Here is a 26,581-nt window from a genome sequence, read left to right on the forward strand (position 1 = left end):
GAAAATGAACGTAATAACTGGAACGTTTTTAGTGAGATTGGTACACTTACACTAATACACGATAGAAAAGAAAGTAGGAAAGATGATGAGTGATTCTAAAAGAGAACAACGAAAAGATGATCATGTTAAAATTGCGATGGCACAATCAGACGCACAATTAACTGATTTCGATCGCATCAGATTTGTACACCACTCCATCCCGAGTGTGGATGTGGATCAAGTAGACCTTTCTGTTAAATTACCCGATTTCAATTTGAGTTCACCGCTTTATATCAATGCGATGACTGGCGGCAGCGAATGGACAAAACAAATCAATGAAAAATTAGCGATTGTCGCAAAGGAAACAGGACTTGCGATGGCAGTCGGCTCTACACATGCCGCATTGCGCAATCCTAAAATGGAATCTACCTTCACAGTTGCAAGAGAAAAGAATCCGGATGGTATTATTTTCAGCAATGTCGGTGCTGATGTACCTGCAGATCTTGCGAAACAATCTGTAGAGATGCTCAAAGCTGATGCCCTTCAAGTGCATGTGAACGCGCCGCAAGAATTAGTGATGCCTGAAGGCAACCGTACTTTTTCTGACTGGATGAATAATATAAACCGCATTGTAAAGACAGTAGATGTTCCAGTGATTGTAAAAGAAGTCGGCTTTGGTATGAGCAGAGAAACAATGGAAGCGTTGAATGAGATCGGTGTACAGTACGTTGATGTCAGCGGCCGTGGAGGTACTAACTTTGTCAGTATCGAAAATGAACGCCGTGATTTAAAAGATATGTCTTATCTTCAAAATTGGGGCCAATCTACAGTGGAATCTTTGCTTGAAAGCAAAATCGTTCAAAGTCATATGTCTGTATTTGCGAGCGGTGGTGTACGCAACCCGTTTGACGCAATAAAATGTTTAGCATTAGGCGCAGATGCTGTGGGCATGTCTCGTCCGTTCTTAGAACAAGTTGAAAACAACGGTGTAGAACAAACAATAGAGTATGTCGAAGCATTTATAGAACAAATGAAGAAAATTGCAGTAATGGCGAATGTGCCGAATATCGAAGCCATTCATAATTTAGAAGTAATTTATGATCAAAGCCTGCAAAATTGGATACAGCAGCGCAATTTAAATCAATAAGCAAAACTTTTCGTTTAAACATAAGGAGAGCGGTTCAACTGGTAGAGGGTTGAACCGCTTTTTAAGTAACAAATTGGTTTTAGTATGGGCAATCACGAAGAGCAAGACAATGGTTTGCTCTGGTAACGCTTACACTAATTATAAGACATTATTTTGCGTAAAGCAATTAGAACATAAAAAATAAATTGAAAATATGAAATAAAAACACTGTAAAATAACTTAAAGGATAAATGCTTCAAAATAGTACAAAGTGGAAACATTTGGATATATTAAAGGTGAAAACTGACATTCAAATTTTTAAAAATCCATGTTAATTTTATGACATATATGATTTCTATGTCGTAAAGGAGGCGTTGAAGTGGGGCCGAGTTATTCACAATTAAAAGAAACTGTATCAGCGAAACCATTGTCTAAAGAGGAGGCACCTTTCCTGCACTACTATGATTTTAATGTGTCCGATCCAAGACGGGGTATTTGTGCAGAAAAGTTATTAAATAATTGGAACACAGCAGTTGGTGTCAACATCAACACAAATATTATTACGGCTGAACAGTACTTTTCTTTAGAACAGTTAGAAGATAATGTGAAATATCATTTAGTTGTTATAACACCTAAGACGAACACCGCTATGATTATTGACTTGAACAAAGAAATACGTTTTGAACTCGCAAATGCTGAGGAGAAATATATTTATGATGTTTCAGATTATCTTAAATGCGGTGAGAATCATATATATGCCGCATTTTTAAGCCGTCAACTTACGGACATTAAAATTAGAGATAAAGAAACAACAAACATAGATTGTTACATCTTAAAAGAATATTTTGGCCGATACGAAGCAGCACACCCATGTTAACAAGCAATGGCCTATATCATTGAACGTGACCCACTTCATGTCCGTAATTATTAACACATGTGTTTTCATGTAATTTGACAGTATAAAAGATACGGCACTGCCGATTTATCGGGAAATAGGAGGTGATTGCTTATTGAAGCGGTCACCTCCTTTTTGCAAAACAAAATGCTGAAATAAATAGAATGGATGAAAATATAACCTTCATAATTAAGCCATAACATTTTGACATCTCTGTTAACAGTCATGTTAAAACCTCCTAATTCCTACATATTGTGGTAATTTAGTATTTAGAACACAATATATAGTGAAGAAGGGGCGTTAATATGTTGAAGTTAGAAGAAAGCTTAAGTCGTTTAATCGATAAAGATCCGACTGTGGTGAATGAAAATGCGAATAAAGATAGTGCAACCTTTACAACAATGCGGGATTTGACTGCTGGGGTAGTTTCTAAATCTTATGCTTTAGAACATCTATTGCCAAAACATGTTGCAGAGGCGCACTTAAGCGGTGATATTCATTTCCATGATTTAGATTATCATCCATTTCAACCTTTGACGAATTGCTGCTTGATTGATATTAAAGGCATGTTGGATAAAGGCTTTGAAATCGGCAATGCGCAAGTAGATCCGCCGAAGTCTATTCAAACAGCGACTGCACAAATTGTGCAGATTATCGCAAACGTTTCAAGCAGTCAATATGGCGGCTGTACAGTTGACCGTATTGATGAAGTATTGAGCCGATATGCAAAGTGCAATGCAGACAAACATCGCAAAATCGGAGAAGCATTTGTTTATCCGGACAAATTAGAGGCTTATGTCCAAAAACAAACAGAAAAAGATATTAAAGATGCGATGCAAAGTTTAGAATATGAAATTAATACATTATATACCTCAAATGGGCAAACACCTTTTGTCACATTAGGATTTGGTTTAGGCACGGATACATATAGCCGCATGATTCAAAAAGCGATTTTAAAAACGCGTATCCAAGGTTTAGGACATCATCACGTGACTGCTATTTTCCCTAAACTCGTATTCTCAATTAAAAAAGGTGTCAACTTTGCGCCTGAAGATAAGAACTATGATATTAAACAATTAGCTTTAGAATGTTCAACGAAACGTATGTATCCGGACATTTTAAATTATGATAAAACAGTAGAAATTTTAGGCGACTTCAAAGCGCCGATGGGCTGCCGTTCATTCTTACCTGCATGGTGCAATGAAGAGGGCGAATTTGAAAACAGCGGCCGATGCAACTTAGGTGTTGTGACATTGAATGTTCCGCGTATTGCGTTAGAAACAAAAGGCGATATGGCTGCGTTTTGGCGTTTATTAGATGCACGTATGGCACTCGTACACGATGCTTTAGTTTATCGCATTGAACGTATTCGTTCCGTAATTCCTAATAACGCACCGATATTATATAAAAGCGGCGCATTCCACCGACGTTTGACTGAAGATGAGAATGTCATGGATTTATTTACAAAGCAGCGTGCGACAATTTCAATCGGCTATATCGGTTTATATGAAGCCGCAACAGTATTCTATGGACCGAATTGGGAAACAAATCCAGAAGCGAAAACATTCACATTGGATATTTTGCGTCGAATGAAAGATTTCCAATATCAATGGACAGAAGAGAATGACATCTTCTTTAGTTTGTATAGCACACCTAGCGAATCATTGACAGATCGCTTCTGTCGTTTAGATACAGAGCGATTCGGATTAATTCCTGATATTACCGATAAAGGCTATTATCAAAATTCTTTCCATTATGATGTGCGTAAAGCTGTATCGCCGTTTGAAAAACTGGATTTTGAAAAAGACTATCCGTTCCTAGCGAGCGGAGGATATATTCATTATTGCGAGTATCCTAAATTAACACATAATACCAAAGCACTAGAAGCAGTCTGGGACTATGCTTATGAAAAAGTCAGCTATTTAGGTACGAATGCGCCGATAGATAAATGCTATGAATGCGGCTTTGAAGGTGAATTCGATACGACTGCACACGGTTTTGAATGTCCGCACTGCCAAAACCACAATCCAGATACAGTAGATGTAGTTAAAAGAACGTGCGGCTATTTAGGTAATCCGGTTCAAAGACCTACGATTGAAGGCAGACATAAAGAAATTGCGGCACGTGTCAAACACATGAAAGGTACAGAGTAACAATGCTGTATGCACAAGTTGAAACAGGAAAAGGATATATTGCTAAGATTGAAAAAGAGTCTTTTGTCGATGGCGAAGGAGTGCGATGCAGTGTTTATGTTTCCGGATGTCCATTTGCATGCGAAGGTTGTTATAACAAAGCAGCACAAAACTTTACTTATGGCACGCCGTATTCAGAAACAACACTTGAAACTATCCTTGATTACTGTGAACCTGAGTATATTTCTGGTTTAAGTATTTTAGGCGGAGAACCTTTCTGTAATATGGACATTGTTTTGCCGCTGATTGAAGCGTTCAGAGCACGTTTTAAACAAAGTAAGACTATTTGGGTTTGGACAGGGTTTATGTATGAAAATTTAAAAGAAAATACAAAACAGCGAAAGAAAGCTTTAAGTATGATTGATGTTTTAGTAGATGGTCCGTTTGTTCAAGCACTTTACCAGCCAGGTCTTGCTTTTAAAGGGTCTTATAATCAAAGAGTGATTGATGTACCAGCTTCGCTAAAAACGCACTCTATCCGAACACTCGAAGCTTAAACTTTACGTATAGCGAAGGTTTTAAGTAACGTGGGAAATATAAATATGAAAAATACAAAAGAAGCGGTCTTGCTCGATATATGGGCAAGACCGCTTTTATTCGTTGTGTATTAAGATTGCCATGTCGTTTCAGAAGGACGCATCTCTGATTTCTTCATACGAGAGACATAAGGATTGCCTTCCACTGTAAAACGTAAAGGTTTATGTGTCCATTCGCCTTTATTAGGAATACCGATACGCGGACTTTCGACAATATGTTTAGGATATTTGCGTTCTTTTAAATTAATGGACAGAGGACCTTCATTCAATTTGAATCCATCTAAGGCCATGGTCATATTAAAGGCACGTGTCCATTTGCCTGGACCATTAGTTAAATCAATTCCGTCTTTGCCGTTTCTGTTTTCAATCATTTGATCCGTAACAAATTCAGGTTCTACCGCACGAATAAGAACGCCTTGCGGCTCACCTGCAAGCTGTGTTACAAAATTGATAAGCAAATGGGTATGCATGACATGAGCGTAAATCGTGCCCCCTTCTTTATACATGGATTGTACGCGCGGGGTATTGCGGCGGTTATAGCTGTGAGCAGCTTGGTCTATTGCGCCTAAGTAAGCTTCTGTTTCAACGATGTAACCAGAAAATTGATGAGTACCATCATCAAATTCAATTTTAACCCCAAGTAAATCTCGCGCAATTTCTGGTGTTGTACGATGAACAAAATCCATGTTCTGCCTCCTTGATTTGTGAATGTGGTACTTCTTATTGTACGAGAAGTGAACAAGGAAAGACAATGTTTCAGTTCAAAAATAGGTTTTGTAAAATTTGTAAAGTTATCTAAAAGGAATTTTTATTTTTAATCAACTCTGTTATGATAAAAAAGACTAGTTTTAGTTAACTATTAGTTTTTAAAATGCTTAATAGTAAAGTAATGTAATACATAAATCGTAACCGCAATAAAAATAAGAGGGGGGTAAACGTAATGATAAAACGTGTGGGATTCAAAGAAGCTTTTAAACGCTTTTGGAAGAATTATGTTAATTTCAAAGGAAGGGCAACACGTTCTGAGTATTGGTATATGGCGCTCTGGATATTGATTATGTATATTCCAGCCTTTGTTCTAGGATTCTTTGCATTTATTTTTATATTTTCAGGGGCAATTGGAGATTCTGGCGGTATTGCATTGACAGGCTTTATCTTCTTAATCATTGCGCTGATTTTATATATAGGGCTGGCACTCGCCTTATTTATTCCATCCTATGCACTGTTAACCAGACGCTTCCATGATACAGGAAGAACAATGGTAATACCGATTATCTTTTTTGTGATGAGTATCATCATTAATTTTATAAATTATTTTGATGGTTCATCAGCGCAGTCGTCAGGTTTTACGGCAGGTACAATTTTTTATTTGATTTTTACAGTGATTTACTTTGGTATTTCAATCTATGTGTTTGTAATTGCATGTTTACCAAGTAAAGAACAAGATAATAAATATGGCCGCAGTCCTTATATTCGACCAAATCATGTACCTCAAAGTGAATTTGATCAAGCACATACTCGCAGCAATACATCAGATTTATAAGATTTATATGTTTGAGCTGCCAGTTGTTTCAAGCTGTAAAAGAAACAATAAATAGAGCCTTGAACCGATTGGACAGTGATGCACCAGTATGATAAACCTATAACATACAATGACATAAGGCGATGTTTTCGATGAAAACGTCGCCTTTTTGTTCATAAATATATTTAGGAGGCTAATAATGGAAGAACAAGCAAGTAAACGTGTGGGCTTCGTTGAAGCCTTTAAATTATTTTGGCAAAACTACTTTAATTTTCAAGGCAGATCACGCAGATCTGAATATTGGTTTTGGATATTATGGATGGTAATATTCGAGCTGGTACTTGGCGGTATTGATGGGGTACTCATCGCAACTAAAATAGTAGAATCAGGTTCTGGTTTAAGTGTGGTATTAATTTTTGAACTTATTACATTGATTCCGCTATTTGCGCTGACGACAAGACGCTTTCATGATACGGGAAGAAATATTGTTGTACCGGCAATCTATTTCGTTGTATGGCTGATTTCATTATTGATACAGCTCTTTTTCCAAGGTCAAGTGAATGTTGTGATTGATCGTATTATTGATATTATAATGATTATCTTTGGTATCTATATTTTAGTAGTATCATTCCTTCAAAGCGATAAGGGACAAAACAAATATGGTTCTGAGCCGGTAGGACAAGGTTACCGCAAACCTTCACATCAATAATTAAATACAATGATGAACTATAGACGGTGTTCTCTTCAGAGAATAGCGTCTATTTTTAATGGTTTTGATAACTATTGATGTCATTTTGACTAATATAGTTGTCAAAATGACCAATATCATATAGTATTTAATGTGACGGAGGTAAAGTAAATGAAAACAAGAGTAAAAGAGTTGCGGGCGCGAGAGGGGTTGAATCAAACCCAACTGGCAAAAAAAGCAGGTATTTCTCGTCAAACAGTATCTTTGATTGAGCGAAATGAGTTCATGCCTTCCGTACTTACAGCAGCTAAGATTGCACGAATATTCGGTGAAAGTATTGAAGACATATTTATCTTTGAGGAGGAGGATTATGAATAAAAAGAAAAATCATTTCATATATGGGCTTAAGCTATTAATTGGAGCACTGATAGGTTTTTTTGGTGTCTATTTTTTTGAGTATTTAAGCGGACAATCCCAGATTCAACTATTTGATTTTAGACGTACCATGGTTGCGACAATCATCACACTGATAATTGTGTTGTTAATAGGTGGTTGGATGGTCAATCAGCTGCATCAAGCAAAAAAGTATAAATTGTTATCTGAAGAAGATGAAATACATGCGGATGATTACGATAATCGTTTTAACCAATACTTATTTACTGCTAGTATTTTAATTTACATCTGTGTATTTATCGTATTAGCAAATATGATACTAGCAACTGTATTGAAAGATGGAGACAATTTTTGGGAGATGACTGTCATCCCATTTATAGTCTACGTTATTTTCAACTTAATCTATCAAATCTATATTCCAAAACTAGATCAAAAACTGCCTAAGTTTAATGATTCTCGATATGTAGACAAATTGATTGGGGCTATGGATGAAGGTGAGAAGCATGTCACTTATTCTGCTTTATTCAAGTTGTTCCATTTTAATTTATCAGCATTAATCATAATCATTGTAGTTTTAGTATTTTATTCAGCCATAACCGAAAATCCCCAAACATTGGCTTTAGCTATTGTGTTTGTACTTTTTGTGTACAACGTAAGTTATTATTACTCAAAAATTCATAAATATTATAAAAGCAAGTGATTGTAAATTTTAGATACACCTTTTGTAAAAAGTATCAATGTATGAATAATTAATTGTATAATCATTTTAATCATATCAAACGCTAGGAGTGACTGTTATGTCTTTAGAATTAAAAGATGTCACGAAACAGTATGGTGATAAAACTGTTGTGAATGATATCTCTTTGTCTCTAGAAAATGGAAAAATGTTAGGTTTTTTAGGACGAAACGGTGCAGGTAAGACGACGACGTTTCGTATGATATTAGGATTAACACCTTTAACACAAGGAGAAGTGACGTATAATGGCCGTAAAATGGGAGAGCATATGTTTAATAAAGTGGGCTATCTTCCAGAAGAACGCGGACTGCATCCGAAAATGAAAGTAGCGGATGAATTGCGTTATCTTGCGACATTAAAAGGAATGTCGAAAAAAGATTTTAATCAAGCATTGGATTATTGGCTGAATCGTTTTGAGATTATGGAGAATAGAGATAAGAAAATCGAGTCGCTTTCTAAAGGGAATCAGCAAAAGATTCAATTGCTTGCGAGTTTGATACATCAGCCTGAACTATTAATATTGGATGAACCTTTCAGTGGTTTGGATCCAGTTAATGTAGAGTTATTAAAGTCAGCTGTAAAAGATTTGAATCAAAAAGGGACGACGATTATCTTTAGTTCACACCGTATGGAACATGTGGAAGAATTATGCGATGACATTTGTATTTTGAATCAAGGCAATCTTGTATTACAAGGCGATATTCAAACGATTAAAGACAGCTTTGATTTGAAGAAGATTGTGATTGAAACAGAAAAGACTTTAGAAGTATTAGATAACATCGAAGGTGTAACACATATTGAACGTGCAAAACGTATGATTACATTATCAGTTGAAGATGAAGCAGCCGCAGAACGTGTCTTCAACGCAGTGGCGCAAAGCGGATTTGTGAAACGGTTCCAAGTTTTAGAACCTTCTATTCAAGATATCTTTATTCAGCAAGTAGGTGAAATTCATGGATAAATTCTTAGCGACTTTTAAATTAACGTATAAAAATAAAGTGACATCTCGTGCATTTATTATTATGACAGCTATTTTGGCTATTATTATTGTTGCTGCGGTGAATGCGAATAAAATTATCGATTTATTCGACGGCGGACCTGACAAAATCGGAATTGCGGCCAATGAACCTAAAATAGCGCAAATGGTTCAAGCACAAAGTAAGCAAATGGAAGAAAAAGGGACAAAATTTAAAATTTTATCTAAAGATCAAGCAATCAAAGAAGTGAAAAACGAAAAATTAGATAAGGCCTATCTCGTTCACTTAAAAGGGCAGCAGCTTGAAGGTGAAATTGTCAGCAAAGATACACCTTCTGAAGAAGCAAAACAAAAGCTTGAAAGTATGTTAACACCGATTCAAACACAAGCGATTGCTAAGAAGATTAATTTGAATCCTAAAGATTTAGCCGCTATCCAGCAAAAAAGCAAAGTGTCAGGCAAATCAGTAGGAAAAGATACAGCAGAGCAATCAGAGAGTAATAAAGTGTTGCATATGATTATTTTATATGCTGGTATCATGTTAATGTTTATTGTCATCATGAATTATGCGAACCAAGTTGCGATGGAGGTTGCGACTGAAAAGACATCGCGTGTGATTGAAATGGTCATCACTAGTATTTCGCCGGTTAAACATATTTTAGCAAAGATACTGGCGATTATCTGTGCAGCATTTACTCAAGTATTTGTTTTAGCATTGATTACTGCTGTCGCAATCTATTTCTCAGATGCGAAAGATTTAATGAGCAAATTCGACATTACCATTACACCGCTTACAACGCAATTGATTGTAGTTGGTATTATCTGTATCATTATCGGAATTATTACTTACACTGTATTAGGTACTATTCTTGGTGCTTTAGCAACACGAATTGAAGATTTGAACCAAGCATTGATGCCGATGACTATTATCAGTTTTATAGCATTCTACATTGCAATTTTCAGTTTGTCTGCACCGAATACGACATTAACTAAAATTACAAGCTTTATTCCGCTGCTTTCACCATATGTGTTATTCTTGCGTGCTTCGACACCGGAACTTCAAATGTGGGAAATCATAGTCAGCCTATTATTGTCGCTTGTTGTCTTAGTCTTGTTAGTTTGGATAGCAGTCAGAAGCTATCGCGACTCTGTACTTACGTTTGAAAAGGGAATTTTCAAAGCGTTGAAACGTACATTTAGAAAGCAATAATAACAATATTATAAAAATATTTATAAATGGCGCACCTTTACTCCTTTTCTATCTAGTAAAGCGTGCGCCTTATTGTTAAAATATAGAGTAAGGAAAGTAATATAGATATATATAGGTGGCAATAAAGATATGATGTATCCAATCGTAATTTTTATTTTAGCAGGGCTGTGTGAAATCGGCGGCGGTTATTTGATTTGGTTGTGGTTAAGAGATGCGCAATCACCGTTACTGGGGTTGCTTGGAGGTACCCTTTTAATTGCATATGGGATCATCGCAACATTCCAAGCATTTCCAACATTCAGCCGAGTATATGCGGCGTATGGCGGTGTATTTATCGTCATGAGTATAATATGGGGGTACGTTTTTGATAAACAAGTACCGGATAAGTATGATGTCATAGGAGGCATTGTATGTATCATCGGTGTCTTGATTATGTTGCTGCCTGACAGAGGTTGATTCTGGCTGAATCAACGAGGAAAGGGTGTATTGAAATGATGTTTACAGAAGTGGAGCACCAAAGAAATGGTTTAGATTTAATTAAAATTGACAATGATCGCGCAAAAATTGTCTTTTCAAACTATGGAGCACGTATCGTGTCTTGGAAATATGAGGATAATAATATTGTACTCGGCAATGTAGTAGAAGCGGATGAATTTTATTTTGAAAATCCATTTTACTTCGGTGCGAGTGTAGGACGCTACGGCGGCCGTATTGAAGAGGGACGTTTTGAACTTGACGGCAAATCATATCAATTAGAACAAAATGATCCGCCGCACCATTTGCATGGCGGTCCGCAAGGAATGAACCGACATTTCTTCGACTATGAAATTAAAGATGACAATGGCGGATTTATCCAAATTATTTTCACTACGACACTTAAAGCAGCAGAAGACCATTACCCTGGAGATATTAAAGTAAAGATAATACATACGTATGATATCGACAACAGATGGACGATTGAATATGCTGCAGAAGCAACAGAAACAACTTTATTTAATCCAACAAATCATGTCTATTTCAACTTGAATCGGGATAATAAAGAAATAGATAATCATTATTTATCAAGTTCAGATTTGAAAGTGCATCTCTTGAATGATAAGAACTTACCGAGTGTCGATGATGTTGTAGATTTAAATGCATTATCAGATCATCAACCTATCAGTTTCAAAGAAATCTTCGATAACGAGGAGACACCTTTGCACGCACAAATCGAAAAGTATCAAGGACTAGATCATCCGTTTACAATTGGTGATGAACTGATTGTTGAAAACAAACAATTTTTGTTGAAAATGGAGACGGATATGCCGAATGTGGTAGTCTTTACGTTTAATGAAACAAACAACTGGGATAGCGATATGAATATATATAAACCCCACTCAGGTTTTACTTTGGAAGCGCAAAGCTTGCCGAATGATATCAACTTGTTAGGGGAAGAAGCACCCTCGATTTTACGCAAAGGCGATGCTTTCTTCTCTAAAACAACGTATCAAATCATAGAAAAATCAGAGTAATACGATGACAAGGAGTATTCAGCATGGATGTTAGAGAGTTAAAATTACAAACAGTAAAAGATGCAGTATCAGAAATTAAAGATGGTATGGTTGTAGGCATTGGTACAGGCAGTACGATTGAATTATTATTACCGCATATTGCAGCGCTGCTGGAAGATGGGACCACAAAGATTACAGGTGTTTGTACATCCAATAAAACAGGATTAGCCGCAAAAGAATTAGGCATTACGATTGTAGATGTAAATGATGTGGATCATATCGATGTCGCAATCGACGGTGCTGATGAGTTCGATCCTGATTTGAATCTTATTAAAGGCGGAGGCGGCGCATTGTTTCGTGAAAAAGTAATTGATGAAATGGCTGAACGTTTTGTGGTCATTGCTGATGAAACGAAACAAGTGGATTATTTAGGCCAAACGTTTAAATTGCCGGTTGAAGTCGATCGCTTCAATTGGATGCTTGTCGCAAAGAAAATCGAAGCACAAACGAAAGCGAAAGTTACACGCCGCAATGTTGAAGACATTACGTTCGTGACAGATAACGGCAACTATATTTTAGATATTGAATTACCGCCGAACACAGATCCATACGACATGCATAACTATTTAATCAACTTAACAGGTGTATTAGAAACTGGATACTTCTTAGATCTTGCAGATCGTGTCATAGTAGGCAAGCAGCAAGGTGTAGAAATTATCGATAAAGCGTAAATAACATAGAAAAAATAAGGGCTCTATAATAAATTCGGTTGATGAGATAACTAATTGGTTATTTCTCAATCGAATTTTTTGCATCAGCTGAATTTGAAATAATGCCAAAATAATAAGCGCACTGGCTAACAGTCAAATGACCGTATTGCCAGTGCGCTTGCTTTAACTTATTCTTTAAGTTCTCTATCTTCTTTTGGTTCTTCTGTATTCTTTAAGTCGTTGTGTGTATCTGTATCTTTGATGTTCTTGTCTTCATGAAGTGTGTCAGCATCTGTTTCATCTTCATGTTTAGGATAATCAAAGTAGTTATTCGGTTCTACTTCTTCAAGCGTATCTTTGGTGAAGAAATAGAAACATGCTCTGATAATCAGACTCAGTATAATGAAGATTGCGCCGACAAGTGTCGTACTTAAAGCAATGACTTTCATTGAGAAGACATCGCCTAATTCTTCGCTGAAGAAGAAGACAAGTCCAAATGACATAATCGCATGGAAGACTACTGCGATATAAATCGTGCGGCCTTTAGTACCTCTGATCAACTCACCGATAATCATTGAGAAAGCAAAATGATAAAGCAAGTTATAGAGTGTATATTCCATACTGAATGAAGCATTAGCACTCCATAGTGCATATAAAATACCTACGATAATAGAGGCAAACAATGTGTTGGTTTTATTTTCTACAACATTTTGCAGGTAAGAACGAAAACCGAACTCTACAAAGAATGCCATTAAAATATGTCCAATCAGAATAGAAATGACTGACACAGATAAGTTTTTAGATTGTAAAATAATAAAGCTGTCTGCGTATGTATTAAAGGCATACATACAAATAATACAAATCACTAACGGCAATATAGCGGCTAATAATATTCTCTCAATGACTTTAAAGCTGATTGAGAGTTTTAAACCGGCAATTTGTGCACGTTTATTTCTAAATACAATTAAGCAGATCACAGCTGCGATAAATGGCGCAAGTGTGCTTAAGTCAAAGACAAAGCGTTTAAATGGTACTTGGCCTTGAAAATCTTTCAGAATCAATGGGAGCGCATATGCGAGTACATAAAAGACGAAAATTGTCATAGCCCATTGGAAACCAGATATGCGTTTCGTGTTCATTGAGAAACCTCCAATAATTACGGCAATATCCATACAGTTGTAATTAAACTACTATCATATAATACATATGGCTTTACGTGAACCCTTATTATGTATTGCGTATTTTAATTCTTATTAATCGTATGGACATACATAATAACCTAATAGTATTATACATCTCCATAATAAAGAAATAAATTACTTCCCTTGAAATGACTTATAAATGAAATATCATTGTAAAGGTTGCATGCGATAATCTTAAGTGAAAGCGTTTTAATATTTTTAAGAAAGGGGTATGTAAAAAGCACATGCAATGTTTAGTATGCATATATAAATTGCATGCTGGCATATGACAACTTTAAGGAGGATGTTGTGAGATGTATAAGCAAGCCAACAAAGATTTATGGACAGGCAGAGTAGATAGTGAGTCGGATGAAACACAATTTCGACATTTCCAAACTATTGAACTAAAAGATATCAATGAAACAAAATTGGATAAAAAAGAAGGTACAGGTATTTTAGGCTACGCTGTAGACAAAGGGGTAGAACTGAACAACGGCCGTGTAGGTGCACAAGAAGGACCGGATGCGATCCGTAAAGCATTCGCAAACTTGTCTGTGTTAACACCATGTCCAGTTTATGATTACGGCAATGTTTATCATGACCACGATCATTTAATCGATACACAAGAAGAGTATGCGGATTTAGCAGCGCAAATGTTTAACAATCATTCTTATTCATTGTTAATCGGCGGCGGTCATGATATTGCTTATGCACAATATCTTGCGATGCGCAAAGCCTATCCGAATGAATCCATCGGTGTCATTAATATCGATGCACACTTTGATACAAGAGAAGCAGAATCATCTACATCTGGTACAAGTTTCAGACAGATTTTAGAGGGTGATGATAATGCGAATTATTTCGTATTAGGTATTCAACCAGCCAGCAATACGAAACATTTATTTGATTACGCAGAACAGCGCGGTGTTGAATTTGTGACGGTAGATGAAATTCTGCATGAAATATCACCGACTATCAAAGATAAAGTCGACCACTTTATCAACAGACATGACATAATTATGCTGACAATTTGTATGGATGTTGTAGACAGTGCATTTGCACCAGGTGTCAGTGCACCTGCTGTGAACGGTCTTACACCGCATATCATTTTAGAATTGACGAGACGTATTGTCGGACATGAGAAATTAGTATCAGTCAGTGTCGCAGAAACGAATCCGTTGCATGATGTGGATAATCGTACTGCCAAACTGGTCGCTTTGTTCTTGCATAACTTTATTCATTAATCAATCAAAAGCAGAAACGGATACCTCCATTTTGTTGGAAGTATCCGTTTCTTTTTCTTTACGGCTTTTCCGTTTTCCAATAGTTGATACAGTCATTAATCAGTGCATTGGCAGATTCTGATAATTTACGGTGATCGATATAATTAATGTACAGCGTACGTTCAATACCCGGTTGGAGTTTGACAGCATTTAAATCGTTGGCAGAAAAGGATTGGTAGTAGAAGCGAGGGATAATGGTGTGCCCTAAACCGCGATGTACTAATGTAGTTGCTGTTTCAAAACGATCTACTTCTAATATAATGTTCGGATGAATATTCATATGCTTAAAGTATTCATCAACGTGCTTTCTGACTTGATATTGCCGGTTAGGAAGTATAAGCGGCAAGTGCTGCAAAGTTTCTGCTTTGACACGCTGTCTGTCTGTAAATTCATTTTTAGGAGTAATCAATACATATGGTTCTTGATACAGCGGTACTGAGGTAATGCCTTCACGTTGAATTTCTTCGTTGGATAAAGCAAATTGAACATCGAAGTTCAGCAAGCTTGAAATAATATGGCGCAAGCTGTGCTGCTCAACAATCTGGTAGCGCTGATTATTGAACTTTAAGTGGTGATGCTGAATGACCATTGCCATCCATGCACTGGTTGATTCTAAGATTGAAAGTTTAATGCGTGGTTCATCACTGATATTCAAGTCATACATTTGATCTAAAGTCCGGTGGTACGTATCGACTAAATCTTTAGCATACTTATAAAATTGAATCCCTTTTTCAGTAATTTTCAATTCTTTTGTGGTTCTGATAAATAATAAGTAGCCTAAGTCACTTTCTATTTTTTTAATTGCAGTAGTTAAGGAAGGCTGACTGATATGTAAAAATTGTGCAGCTTTGGTAAAACTATTGTACTTAACCACAGCTAAAAAATACTCTAATTGTACTATTTTCAACATCTCATCCCCTTGTTTAAGATTTCGAAAACCATTGAAGTTAAAGCATTTTCACACATTTATAGCTTCAAACTATGAGTGGTTAGTTTATTTATATTTGAAGCTTATAGCAATGACCCCTTATACTTAATGTGTAATGCAAGTTATTCCTCAACAATTTTTGTTGTTATTTTTTTGACATAGAATATTTAGAATTTTCAAGAAATGGTAAATATTCGATTAATCATTTAACAATTTCTTGAACACTTAATTTATTATAGCATGATGAGAAGTGTTTAACTTGCGAGTTTATTGAAGGAGGACTTTCATTCAAATAAAGGGGCGGCAATTAAATGGTGAGGGGACGTCATCAGTTAATTGTCGTAATTTTACAAAAACTTCATAAAAATGAGAACGGTATGATACGAAGCTTAAGTCATCGAGATCCAGTCAGAATCAAAACAGCTTTGATGTACTTGTTAAACAAAGGGGTGTACCAAGTATGAAAACTGAAGCAAATTTGTTATCTGGAGAGATGGAATTCCAGCCTGACGGAAAGCCGAACAAAATTACAGGGGTAAAGATGTGGCGGTTTTACGTTTTCAGTATTATCGGGATTCTGTGTTTCTTCGTACCGGTGACAATTAACGGCACAAACACGATTATTGTCGACCACGTTCATTTATGGATTCGCGCAGCACTTGGACCAGCAATGCCTTATGTGGCATTACTATTAATTCTTGCCGGAGCAGGCTTGCCTGTGATTCGACAAGATTTTAAAAAGTCAGTAACTGACTTTATCATTGTACTCTTTAAAGTCGTTGGGGCAGTGATTGGTATCATGTATGTCTTTAAGATTGGACCAGGATTATTATTCAATCCGAATTACGGCCCATTCTTATTCGATAAATTATTAACACCATTAAGTATTTTGATTCCAGTTGGTGCAGTCGCATTGTCATTACTAGTAGGTTACGGCTTATTAGAATACATCGGTGTCATTATGCAGCCGATTATGCGACCTGTCTTTAAGACACCAGGCAAATCAGCAGTCGATGCGGTAGCTTCTTTCGTAGGAAGCTATTCACTCGGATTATTGATTACTAACCGTGTTTATAAAGACGGCATGTACAACAAAAAAGAAGCAGTGATTATTGCGACAGGCTTCTCTACTGTTTCAGCAACATTCATGGTAATTGTCGCAAATACATTAGATTTAATGGGACACTGGAACTTATTCTTCTGGAGTACCTTAGTCATTACATTTGTAGTAACAGCAATTTCTGCACACTTGCCACCGATTCGCAATGAGTCAGAAGAGTATTACCAAGGTCAAGAAGGACAAAAAGAAGTTGAAGTTGAGGGGAACCGCATTGTCGCTGCATATGATGAAGCGAAGCGTCAATCTCATGATTCTTTACCATTATTAAAGAATATCTGGGTGAACGTTAAAGATGGATTAGAAATGACGATGGCGATTTTACCATCAATTTTATCTATCGGATTCTTCGGATTGATTTTAGCTAACTTCACACCGATTATTGATTGGTTAAGTTATATTTTCTATCCGTTTATCTATATCTTCCCGATAGCAGATAAACCATTGCTTGCGAAAGCATCAGCAATTTCATTGATTGAAATGTTCTTACCGTCATTATTAGTTGTGAAGTCGACTATGGCAGTGAAGCTGGTAACTGCAATTACTAGTATTTCAGCAATTATTTTCTTCTCAGCATTAGTACCGTGTATTCTTGCTACGGATATCAAGATTCCGATTTGGAAATTGGCATTGATTTGGTTCATCCGTGTGGCATTAACATTATTGATCGCAATTCCATTCGCATTGCTTATCTTCGGGAATTAAAGTTAAGCAATCAATGGACCAAGGGGTAATTCATGTTTTAAATTTCATAATTAAACAAAGGAGAGATTTATTATGACTAAAGATGTAACAGAACAAGGCAGACAAATCCGCGCTAAAAAAGGTTTAGAAATCGAATGTAAAGGATGGGAACAAGAAGCAGTACTTCGAATGTTGTACAACAACTTAGATCCAGAAGTCGCAGAACATCCTGAAAAGTTAGTCGTGTACGGCGGTATTGGTAAAGCAGCACGTAACTGGGAAGCATTTGATGCAATTGTAGATACATTGCGCCGTTTAGAAAGCGACGAAACAATGTTAGTACAATCAGGTAAACCGGTCGCAGTCTTTAAAACACACGAAGAAGCACCGCGTGTATTATTATCTAACTCTGTATTAGTACCTAAATGGGCTAATTGGGAACACTTCCATGAATTAGATAAAAAAGGCTTGATGATGTATGGTCAAATGACTGCTGGAAGCTGGATTTACATCGGCTCTCAAGGGATTGTACAAGGGACTTATGAAACATTTGCGGAACTTGCAAATCAACATTACAACGGTTCATTAAAAGGTACAATCACATTAACAGCAGGCTTAGGCGGCATGGGCGGTGCGCAGCCATTAGCTGTTACTATGAACGAGGGTGTAGTCATCGGGGTAGATGTTGACCCATCTCGTATCGAGAAACGTATCGATACACGCTATTGCGACATTATCACTGACTCTTTAGATGATGCTTTAGAAAAAGCACAAGCAGCTAAAGAAGCAGGCGAAGCACTAGCAATCGGTTTAGTCGGCAATGCGGCTGAAGTACACCATGAAATTTTAAAACGTGATTTCAAAATTGATATTGTAACAGACCAAACATCAGCGCATGACCCGTTAAACGGGTATGTTCCTGAAGGTTATTCTTTAGAAGAAGCTGAAGAATTACGCGAACAAGATCCTGATCGCTACGTGGTACTTTCTAAACAATCTATGAAAAAACATGTTGAAGCGATGTTAGAATTCCAAAAACGCGGTGCAGTTGCATTTGACTATGGTAATAACATCCGCCAAGTGGCATTTGATGAAGGTCTAGACAATGCCTTCGATTTCCCAGGTTTCGTACCTGCTTATATCCGACCATTATTCTGTGAAGGTAAAGGTCCTTTCCGTTTCGCAGCATTAAGCGGCGATCCTAAAGATATCGAAGTCGCAGATAAAGCAATGCGCGAACTGTTCCCTGAAGATGAGAAGTTATTGCGCTGGTTAGATATGGCAAGCGAGAAAATCGCATTCCAAGGTTTACCATCTCGTATCGCATGGTTAGGTTACGGCGACCGTGCAAAAATGGGCTTGAAACTAAACGAATTAGTACGTACTGGTGAAATCTCAGCACCGATTGTTATCGGACGCGACCACTTAGACTCTGGTTCAGTGGCTTCACCTAACCGTGAAACAGAATCAATGAAAGACGGATCAGATGCGGTAGGCGACTGGGCAATCTTAAACGCATTAGTAAATACAGCTGCAGGCGGTTCATGGATTTCAGTGCACCATGGCGGCGGTGTAGGTATGGGTTATTCATTACATGCTGGTATGGTTGTTGTCGCAGATGGTTTAGAACGTGCAGACGCACGCTTAGGACGTGTACTTACATCAGATCCGGGTATGGGTGTAGTAAGACATGCTGATGCAGGTTACGATATTGCGATTGATACTGCGAAAGAAAAAGGTGTCGATATTCCAATGTTAAAGGAGCAAGATTCTAATGAGTAATGATGTTGTTATCCAAAATATTGCACAATTAATTTTACCTAAAAAGACGGATAAACCGTTAAAAGGCAAAGAATTGAATGATTTAAATGTAATTGAAAATGCTACATTAGTTGTAAATGACGGTAAAGTTGTTTATGCAGGTGAACATACTGATGAGTATGAAGGAAAAGAAACGGTTGATGCGACAGGCAAAGTCGTTTCTCCTTCACTTGTAGATGCACATACGCATCTTGTATTCGGCGGTTCAAGAGAACATGAAATGGCATTAAAACAACAAGGTGCATCATACCTTGAAATCTTAGAACAAGGCGGCGGTATCCTTTCTACTGTGAAAGCAACACGCGAAGCAACTGAAGAAGAATTGTTCAAGAAATCAGATAAAGCCTTGCGCGAGATGATGTCATATGGTGTCTTAACAGTTGAAAGCAAGAGCGGTTATGGTTTGGATAAAGAAAACGAATTGAAACAATTAAAAGTTTCACACGAATTAGAAGATAAATACGGTATTACAATGAAACATACTTTCTTAGGACCGCACGCGGTACCAAAAGAAGCAGAATCTAACCAAGCATTCTTGCAAGAAATGATTGATTTATTACCAGAAGTTAAAGAATATGCGGACTTTGCGGATATCTTCTGTGAAACAGGTGTATTTACAGTAGATGAATCTCGCGAGTATATGAAAGCAGCTAAAGAACAAGGTTTTGATGTAAAAATCCACGCAGATGAAATCGATCCGTTAGGCGGTTTAGGTGTCGCAATCGAACAAGGTGCGGTTTCAGCAGACCACCTTGTAGCTTCAAGCGAAGAAGACAAACAAGCCTTAAAAGACAGCGATACAGTTGCGGTGGTACTGCCAGGTACAACATTCTACCTAGGTAAAGATCAATATGCGGATGCACGCGGTATGTTGGAAAACAACGGTGCAGTAGCGATTGCGTCCGACTTCAACCCAGGCAGCAACGTTACGAACAACTTGCAAATGGTGATGGCCATTGCTGCATTGAAATTAAAATTAACACCGAATGAAATTTGGAATGCAGTAACTGTCAATGCCGCAAAAGCTATTGATGCAGATGCAGGTACACTTGAAAAAGATGATCGTGCAAACTTCGTCATCTGGAATGTACCGAACTATGAATATGTACCGTATCATTATGGTATCAATCATGCAGAATACGTTTATAAAGATGGTAAATTATTCATCGATAATCGTATCAACGTACAACAATAAGCCAAAGCATTACTAGTATAGGTTAAATTATTTTTTCAGCTATATACTTGTCATCAGACAGGTATATAGCTGTTTTTTTATTTTTTAAATTTGGTAGCAAAACAAAAAAGATAGTTTTTAGTCTCAAGAATTATCTGACAACTGTGTTAAGATAAGTGCATAGAGAAAAAGGGGCGGATGAACCATGTTTTGGCAGAACTATATCAATCAATGGAAGGGCGATATCAAAGATAATGTATTAGCAGGTATATTAATCGCATTATCAGCCTTGCCAGGTGCCATTGCTTATTCTTTTATTGTGGGGATGAATCCTTCTGTCGGTTTGTTAAGCATGGGCGTCATGATGATTGTCTTAAGTATAACGGCTGGCCGTCCATTGATGATTACCGGACCCAGCAGCGGCATTGCACTGGTTGCGGCGCCTTTAGTTGCACATCACGGTGTCGGCTATTTGATTTGTGCATCAGTTGTAATGGGATTATTGCAGCTGCTGATGGGTGCTTTGAATATCGGCAAGCTCATTCAGCGTATTCCGACAGCAGTAGTCATCGGTTTTATGAATGCTTTAGCATTGCTGCTGATGTCATCACAAATTAATAATGTTTTCGGTGTCTCTTTTGCTACATATATTTTTGCGATCATTTCATTTTTAATTATTGCATATGCGCCGAAAGTGATTTCATTCTTGCCGGCACCTTTGATTTCCATTGTGATTTTAACGATTGCTGCACATCTTTTTCATCCGAAATTAAAGTATGTGCATGATTTAGCAGATATTTATGTTGTTTTGCCGAAACTGCAAATCAAAGATTTTCATTTATTTGCCCATAGCGAAGCGCTTTTAATTATTTTAGGCTACGGGATAACGATGGCAATTGTCGGTACATTGCAATCATTGCTCACAGCACAAGCTTTAGATGTGATGACACATCAAAGAAGCAGTTTAAACCAAGAATCTGCAGCACAAGGACTTGCCAATCTGGCAGCTGGTTTAGTTGGAGGATTCGGGGGCAGTGCCTTAGTAGGACAATCTAAATTCAATGTCAAAGTCGGCGCAACAGCACGATATGCGACCTTGGTAACAGCTTTGTTTCTGCTGTTGACGATTTATGTCTTAGGGCCGGTGATTGCTTTAATTCCGATGGCAGTTTTAGCAACAGTACTTGTATCCATTGCGATTAATACGTTTGATAGAAGAACGCTTCAAGCCATCCGCCAAGCACCCTTACAAAATACAGCTACCATTGTCATCACGATGGCAGTCACATTAACTACGAACAATTTAGCTTTTGGTGTCGCATCAGGCACACTTATCTATTTCATGATACATTTTGCAGTAAAAGGAAGGATAAAACATGAGTAATACAGAACAATTAAAACAGTGGAGACGTCTGTTTCATCAGTATCCAGAAGTGTCTTATCAAGAATATGAAACTACAAAGCGATTAAAAGAAATTTTAAAAGCACACGATATTAAAATGGTAGATTATCCATTAGAAACCGGAGTTGTCGCAGAAATCGGACAAGGGGATGAAATTGTCGCATTGCGTACAGATATCGATGCTTTGCCGATACTAGAACAAGTCGACAGCGACATTACCTCTCAAAACCAAGGTGCTATGCATGCGTGCGGTCACGATATACATATGGCAAGTATTTTAGGGGCTGCTTTAATATTAAAAGAGAAAGAAGCAGACTTGCCGGGACGTGTACGTATTTTATTCCAAGCTGCTGAAGAATTAGGCAGCGGTGCACAGCAAATGATTGATGCCGGTGTGTTAATGGGTGTCAAAGCTGTGACTGGTTTCCATAATGATCCAACGTTAAAAGTTGGAGAATTCTCGATTAAAGCAGGTGCCATGACTTCAGCTGTAGACCGTTTCTTTATTCGTATCCAAGCTAAAGGCGGCCATGCGGCTAAACCAGAAGAAAGCAACGACCCGATGATTATCTTAGGACAATTATTAACGAGTGTGCAATCTATCGTAAGCCGTAATGTCTCAGCGTTTGATTCTGCAGTTGTGACGATCGGAGAAGTGTCAGCCGGCAATACATGGAATGTGATTCCTGATACTGCTCAAATTCAAGGGACAGTGCGTACATTTGATCCGAAAACACGCGCACATGTTGAACACAGACTTCAAAGTATTTGTGATGGTTTAGCGCAAGCGTTTGATGCCGAGGTTGAATTAGATTATATACATTTGCCGAATGCAGTGATGAATGATGCGGATTTAACAGAAGTTGCGAAAAGTACTGCACAAGAAGCGGGTTATCAAGTGTATGATTTGAAACAGCCGAAAACAATCGGTGAGGATTTCTCAGCAATGAGTGATACGGTACCAGGTGTATTTGCCTTTATCGGTTCTGAATCTGATTATGATCTGCATCATCCGAAATACAATCCGAATGAAGGTATTTTAGAAACAGCACCTGTGTATCTCGCAAATTTAGTTCAAAAATTATTTTAATTTGCTCATGAATGAAATAGGAATCTTGTGGTATAGCATTAATATGACTAATAATGAGGAGTGATAGATAATGGCACCACAAGATCCGCGCAAGAAATTCACTGATGAAGATTTTCCAAAACAAGAACAAGAATGGCCAGGTCTTCAAGCAGACATGGAACCAAAACCTGATTGCGGCGAAACTTCTTATAAAGGACATGGCCGCCTAGAAGGTATCAAAGCACTTGTGACTGGCGGAGATTCAGCAATCGGCCGTGCTGTCGCAATTGCCTATGCACGTGAAGGTGCGTCAGTTGTGATTAACTATCATCCGAAAGAAGAACAAGACGCACAAGAAGTTAAAAAAGTAATTGAAGCTACTGGCGGTACAGTTTATCTGAAACCAGGAGATCTTTCAGATGAGTCTTTCAACTATGAATTAGTCGATTATGCGAATGAACAACTTGGCGGTTTAGATAATGTGACACTTGTAGCTGGACATCAGCAATATCACGAAGGTTTTGAAAACTTCAAAACAGAAGATTTTACACAAACCTTTACAACAAATGTCTACTCGTTATTCTGGACAGTACAAAAAGCATTGGATTACTTGAAACCAGGCGCAACTATTACGACAACAACGTCAATTCAAGGCTATGATCCAAATCCAGTATTGCATGATTATGCAGCTACAAAAGCAGCCATTATTTCATTGACGAAAAGTCTTGCTAAAGAATTAATTGATAAAGGTATCCGTGTAAATTCAGTAGCACCTGGACCATTCTGGTCACCATTGCAAATTTCAGGCGGACAACCGCAAAGCAGAATACCAGAATTCGGCCAAAGTTCATTAATGGGACGCTCAGGCCAACCAGTTGAACTTGCAAGCACCTATGTCTTGCTTGCATCTGATGAATCAAGTTATACAACAGGCCAAGTCTATGGTGTGACTGGCGGTAAACAAATCAACTGATTCAAACATGCGATTTTGCAAGTAACCAATAAATCTGACCCCTCGCTGAATAAAGTGAGGGGTTTCATCATTTGTGATATAAATTTTGGGTAAACACGTAGTGGAAAACATAATATTCGCATTTTGATGAACAGTTGCTTATTATAGAGACACTTCAGATAAAGTATAGAAAGGAGATAACCATGAAACATTTTAATCCAAAAGATTTAACGCAAAGAGAAAACTATAAATTATTAAGCGGCAGTGTCTTGCCGAGACCTATCGCATTTGTGACATCACAAGATAAAGACGGCAATTTAAACGCAGCACCTTTTAGTTTCTTTAATGTGGTGAGCAGCCAGCCGCCGATGATTATGATTTCGACAGGCCGTACTAATGGTGTGCGCAAAGATACAGCACAAAATATTATTGATACCGGAGAATTTGTAGTACATATCTCTGAACTGTCAATGATTGAAGGGATTAACAGTACTGCAGCACCGATTGATCGTACAGAAAACGAATTAGAGCGTACAGACTTTAAAACGATTCCTTCACAAGTAGTAAATGTACCGAGTATCGAAGGTGCAAGTATTACGTTTGAATGCAAGTTAGATCGTGTAATTGAACTGGGCAATGATGAAGTCGGCAACGATTTGATTTTAGGCGAAGTTGTACAATATCATATCGCAGACGAAGTTTATATCGAGCCGCATAAAATTGATGTTAAGGCTTTGCATCCTGTCGGTCGTCTTGCAGGTAATGATTATGTAAGACTTGGCGAAGAGTTTGTATTAGAACGCCCAACAGAATAATTGTAAAATTAAGTTTTTTTGTTTTCACGATTGACTAAAGCGGACAATCATGATAGGTTTAAAAAGATTCGGAAAATAAAAATAAATAGTACTTATCAAGAGAGGTGGAGTGAAGGGCACTTTGAAGCCTCGGCAACATGGATCGCAGAATTTCTGCGACGCGTGTGCCAATTCCCGTAGCAAAATTGATTGCTAAGAGATAAGAAACAAGCATTGTATCCTTTTTCTTAGCAGGAAAAAGGATTTTTTTAATATATGAGCGAGGTGTTTGAATCATGTCCGAAGAAAGACAAAAAGGGAATGCTTTGGCACTTATTCCTTTAGTCATATTCGTAGGTTTATTCTTAGGTGTCGGTATTATTACAGGAGACTTTACGAAGATGCCGTTGAATATTGCGATTACGATTGCGGTGGTTATCGCATTAGTTATGAACCGTAAACAAAAGTTTGCGGATAAAGTTGAAGTCTTCACTAAAGGTGCAGGTCATTCGAATATTATTTTAATGGTCTTGATTTTCGTTTTAGCTGGTGCATTTTCTAAAGTAACTGAGGAAATGGGCGGCGTTAAATCAACAGTTAACCTTGGGTTGACATTAATTCCCAGCAACTTATTAATCGTAGGATTATTTATTATTTGTATGTTCGTCTCTATTTCAATGGGGACATCAGTCGGAACTGTTGCGGCGATTGCGCCGGTTGGTTTCGGTATCAGTGAAGCCACAGATATTTCAGCAGCAATCGCAATGGCGACAGTGGTCGGCGGGGCAATGTTCGGCGATAACTTATCCATGATTTCTGATACAACGATTTCTGCAGTCCGTACACAAAATACACGGATGAGCGATAAGTTTAAAGTGAACTTCAGAATTGTCTTGCCGGGTGCGATTATCACCATGATTATTTTAGGGTTCTTAACGCACAGTGCTACAGTAAGCAGTACAAAAGATTATAGTTTCGAATTTATCAAAGTCATTCCTTACTTATTAGTATTGATATTGGCCTTAATCGGTATTAATGTCATTATCGTACTGATAGGTGGAACTGTCTTGTCAGGCATTATCGGCTTGATTGATGGTTCGTTTAATTGGATTGGATTCTTAAAAGCAGCATCAGAAGGTATGATAGGTATGGAAGATATCGCAATCATCGCTTTAATGATCGGCGGCTTAATCGGCTTGATTCAACACTATGGCGGTATTACTTGGCTTCTGAACTTTGTTCGCAGCAAAGTGAAATCAAGACGCGGGGCAGAATTCGGTATTGCTGGTTTAGTCAGCGCGGCTGATATTTCAACTGCGAATAATACGATTTCTATCTTAATGGCAGGGCCATTAGCGAAGAACATTGCGGATGAATATGATATTGACCCAAGAAAATCAGCAAGTATCTTAGATATCTTCGGCAGTTGTTTCCAAGGGTTGCTGCCGTATAGTCCGCAAGTGATAGCAGCAGCAGGTGTCGCAGGTATTTCACCATTTATGCTGGTTCCTTATTCGATTTATCCGATTATCTTAGGTATCAGCGGTCTGATTGCGATTGCCTTTAACTTGCCGAGACTTAACAAAAGCAAGCAAAAAGCGAAATAACTTTTACTTTCACGCTTGAAAAATGTTAAAGTAATCTTGTTGTGAATTACTATGTTTGTAAGCGCGATTGCTTTGGCTTATATTCTTAAATGCGTTAAAATAATAGAGAGTGTGAA

The 26,581-nt window shown here is 37.6% G+C and carries 25 protein-coding genes and 1 riboswitch; of the genes, 22 read left to right on the forward strand and 3 right to left on the reverse strand.

Features of this window, described 5'->3' with window-relative positions; translation table 11 throughout:
• Nucleotides 1-85 precede the first annotated feature (85 nt).
• The 4 genes from fni to nrdG all read left to right on the forward strand — a co-directional run bounded on the left by fni (nucleotide 86) and on the right by nrdG (nucleotide 4,689).
• Nucleotides 86-1,126, forward strand: a complete 1,041-nt coding sequence (gene fni / locus C7N65_RS04095) for a type 2 isopentenyl-diphosphate Delta-isomerase (protein ID WP_105993206.1) — start codon at nucleotides 86-88, stop codon at nucleotides 1,124-1,126.
• Nucleotides 1,127-1,484: 358 nt separating this feature from the next.
• Nucleotides 1,485-1,982 (forward strand): hypothetical protein, encoded by a 498-nt coding sequence (locus tag C7N65_RS04100; RefSeq protein ID WP_105993207.1) that lies wholly within the window; start codon nucleotides 1,485-1,487, stop codon nucleotides 1,980-1,982.
• 323 nt (nucleotides 1,983-2,305) lie between these two features.
• Complete coding sequence (nrdD, locus tag C7N65_RS04110) at nucleotides 2,306-4,153, forward strand: anaerobic ribonucleoside-triphosphate reductase (protein WP_105993209.1); 1,848 nt, start codon at nucleotides 2,306-2,308, stop codon at nucleotides 4,151-4,153.
• Between the two features lie 2 nt (nucleotides 4,154-4,155).
• Nucleotides 4,156-4,689, forward strand: coding sequence for an anaerobic ribonucleoside-triphosphate reductase activating protein (gene nrdG / locus C7N65_RS04115; RefSeq protein WP_105993210.1), 534 nt, complete (start codon nucleotides 4,156-4,158; stop codon nucleotides 4,687-4,689).
• A 110-nt stretch (nucleotides 4,690-4,799) separates the two neighbouring features.
• On the opposite strand, the gene C7N65_RS04120 is transcribed toward nrdG, so the two are convergent.
• A complete protein-coding gene (locus tag C7N65_RS04120; protein WP_105993211.1) occupies nucleotides 4,800-5,414 on the reverse strand; it encodes a DNA-3-methyladenine glycosylase in 615 nt (204 codons plus the stop codon).
• Nucleotides 5,415-5,668: 254 nt separating this feature from the next.
• Between C7N65_RS04120 and C7N65_RS04125 the strand changes: the two genes are divergently transcribed.
• The 9 genes from C7N65_RS04125 (at nucleotide 5,669) to C7N65_RS04165 (ending at nucleotide 12,474) form a co-directional block, all read left to right on the forward strand.
• Complete coding sequence (locus tag C7N65_RS04125; protein WP_105993212.1) at nucleotides 5,669-6,271, forward strand: DUF805 domain-containing protein; 603 nt, start codon at nucleotides 5,669-5,671, stop codon at nucleotides 6,269-6,271.
• A 178-nt stretch (nucleotides 6,272-6,449) separates the two neighbouring features.
• Nucleotides 6,450-6,959 (forward strand): DUF805 domain-containing protein, encoded by a 510-nt coding sequence (locus C7N65_RS04130; RefSeq protein ID WP_105993213.1) that lies wholly within the window; start codon nucleotides 6,450-6,452, stop codon nucleotides 6,957-6,959.
• Between the two features lie 150 nt (nucleotides 6,960-7,109).
• A complete protein-coding gene (locus tag C7N65_RS04135) occupies nucleotides 7,110-7,316 on the forward strand; it encodes a helix-turn-helix transcriptional regulator (RefSeq protein WP_105993214.1) in 207 nt (68 codons plus the stop codon).
• Complete coding sequence (locus C7N65_RS04140; RefSeq protein ID WP_158698100.1) at nucleotides 7,309-8,031, forward strand: DUF3169 family protein; 723 nt, start codon at nucleotides 7,309-7,311, stop codon at nucleotides 8,029-8,031. Before C7N65_RS04135 ends, C7N65_RS04140 begins: the two co-directional genes overlap by 8 nt.
• A 97-nt stretch (nucleotides 8,032-8,128) precedes the next feature.
• Nucleotides 8,129-9,028 carry an ABC transporter ATP-binding protein gene (locus C7N65_RS04145; protein ID WP_105993216.1) on the forward strand — a complete coding sequence of 300 codons (900 nt, stop codon included), beginning with the start codon at nucleotides 8,129-8,131 and terminating at the stop codon, nucleotides 9,026-9,028.
• Complete coding sequence (locus C7N65_RS04150; protein ID WP_105993217.1) at nucleotides 9,021-10,253, forward strand: ABC transporter permease; 1,233 nt, start codon at nucleotides 9,021-9,023, stop codon at nucleotides 10,251-10,253. Before C7N65_RS04145 ends, C7N65_RS04150 begins: the two co-directional genes overlap by 8 nt.
• Nucleotides 10,254-10,382: 129 nt before the next feature.
• Nucleotides 10,383-10,709, forward strand: a complete 327-nt coding sequence (locus C7N65_RS04155) for a YnfA family protein (RefSeq protein ID WP_105993218.1) — start codon at nucleotides 10,383-10,385, stop codon at nucleotides 10,707-10,709.
• A 38-nt stretch (nucleotides 10,710-10,747) separates the two neighbouring features.
• On the forward strand, nucleotides 10,748-11,764 hold the full coding sequence (locus C7N65_RS04160; protein WP_105993377.1) for an aldose epimerase family protein: 1,017 nt from the start codon (nucleotides 10,748-10,750) through the stop codon (nucleotides 11,762-11,764).
• Between the two features lie 23 nt (nucleotides 11,765-11,787).
• Nucleotides 11,788-12,474: a ribose 5-phosphate isomerase A gene (locus C7N65_RS04165; RefSeq protein WP_105993219.1), complete on the forward strand. Its 687-nt coding sequence runs from the start codon at nucleotides 11,788-11,790 to the stop codon at nucleotides 12,472-12,474.
• 167 nt (nucleotides 12,475-12,641) lie between these two features.
• Here the strand turns inward: C7N65_RS04165 and C7N65_RS04170 are convergent, their stop codons facing one another.
• Nucleotides 12,642-13,592, reverse strand: a complete 951-nt coding sequence (locus C7N65_RS04170; protein ID WP_105993220.1) for a CPBP family intramembrane glutamic endopeptidase — start codon at nucleotides 13,590-13,592, stop codon at nucleotides 12,642-12,644.
• 356 nt (nucleotides 13,593-13,948) lie between these two features.
• Between C7N65_RS04170 and hutG the strand changes: the two genes are divergently transcribed.
• Nucleotides 13,949-14,878: a formimidoylglutamase gene (gene hutG / locus C7N65_RS04175; RefSeq protein ID WP_105993221.1), complete on the forward strand. Its 930-nt coding sequence runs from the start codon at nucleotides 13,949-13,951 to the stop codon at nucleotides 14,876-14,878.
• A gap of 58 nt (nucleotides 14,879-14,936) precedes the next feature.
• On the opposite strand, the gene C7N65_RS04180 is transcribed toward hutG, so the two are convergent.
• Nucleotides 14,937-15,824, reverse strand: coding sequence for a LysR substrate-binding domain-containing protein (locus C7N65_RS04180; RefSeq protein ID WP_105993378.1), 888 nt, complete (start codon nucleotides 15,822-15,824; stop codon nucleotides 14,937-14,939).
• 514 nt (nucleotides 15,825-16,338) lie between these two features.
• On the opposite strand from C7N65_RS04180, the gene C7N65_RS04185 reads away from it, so the two are divergent.
• From C7N65_RS04185 to C7N65_RS04220, 8 genes are all read left to right on the forward strand, one after another.
• Nucleotides 16,339-17,667, forward strand: a complete 1,329-nt coding sequence (locus C7N65_RS04185) for a YjiH family protein (protein WP_199790655.1) — start codon at nucleotides 16,339-16,341, stop codon at nucleotides 17,665-17,667.
• Nucleotides 17,668-17,739: 72 nt separating this feature from the next.
• Nucleotides 17,740-19,428 carry a urocanate hydratase gene (gene hutU / locus C7N65_RS04190; protein ID WP_105993223.1) on the forward strand — a complete coding sequence of 563 codons (1,689 nt, stop codon included), beginning with the start codon at nucleotides 17,740-17,742 and terminating at the stop codon, nucleotides 19,426-19,428.
• Entirely contained in the window at nucleotides 19,421-20,662 is a 1,242-nt protein-coding gene (gene hutI, locus C7N65_RS04195) for an imidazolonepropionase (RefSeq protein WP_105993224.1), read from the forward strand. Before hutU ends, hutI begins: the two co-directional genes overlap by 8 nt.
• A gap of 184 nt (nucleotides 20,663-20,846) precedes the next feature.
• Nucleotides 20,847-22,025: a SulP family inorganic anion transporter gene (locus tag C7N65_RS04200; protein WP_105993225.1), complete on the forward strand. Its 1,179-nt coding sequence runs from the start codon at nucleotides 20,847-20,849 to the stop codon at nucleotides 22,023-22,025.
• A complete protein-coding gene (locus C7N65_RS04205; RefSeq protein ID WP_105993226.1) occupies nucleotides 22,018-23,133 on the forward strand; it encodes an amidohydrolase in 1,116 nt (371 codons plus the stop codon). Before C7N65_RS04200 ends, C7N65_RS04205 begins: the two co-directional genes overlap by 8 nt.
• Before the next feature lie 70 nt (nucleotides 23,134-23,203).
• Nucleotides 23,204-24,085 (forward strand): SDR family oxidoreductase, encoded by an 882-nt coding sequence (locus tag C7N65_RS04210; protein ID WP_105993227.1) that lies wholly within the window; start codon nucleotides 23,204-23,206, stop codon nucleotides 24,083-24,085.
• A 182-nt stretch (nucleotides 24,086-24,267) separates the two neighbouring features.
• Complete coding sequence (locus C7N65_RS04215; protein WP_105993228.1) at nucleotides 24,268-24,879, forward strand: flavin reductase family protein; 612 nt, start codon at nucleotides 24,268-24,270, stop codon at nucleotides 24,877-24,879.
• A gap of 89 nt (nucleotides 24,880-24,968) precedes the next feature.
• Nucleotides 24,969-25,085, forward strand: a riboswitch (SAM riboswitch).
• Between the two features lie 69 nt (nucleotides 25,086-25,154).
• The gene (locus C7N65_RS04220) at nucleotides 25,155-26,465 is read left to right on the forward strand and encodes a Na+/H+ antiporter NhaC family protein (protein WP_105993229.1); all 1,311 of its coding nucleotides are present in this window, start codon (nucleotides 25,155-25,157) and stop codon (nucleotides 26,463-26,465) included.
• Nucleotides 26,466-26,581 lie beyond the last annotated feature (116 nt).

It is taken from the genome of Staphylococcus simulans (genome assembly GCF_002994445.1).
Classification (GTDB): Bacteria; Bacillota; Bacilli; order Staphylococcales; family Staphylococcaceae; genus Staphylococcus; species Staphylococcus simulans_B.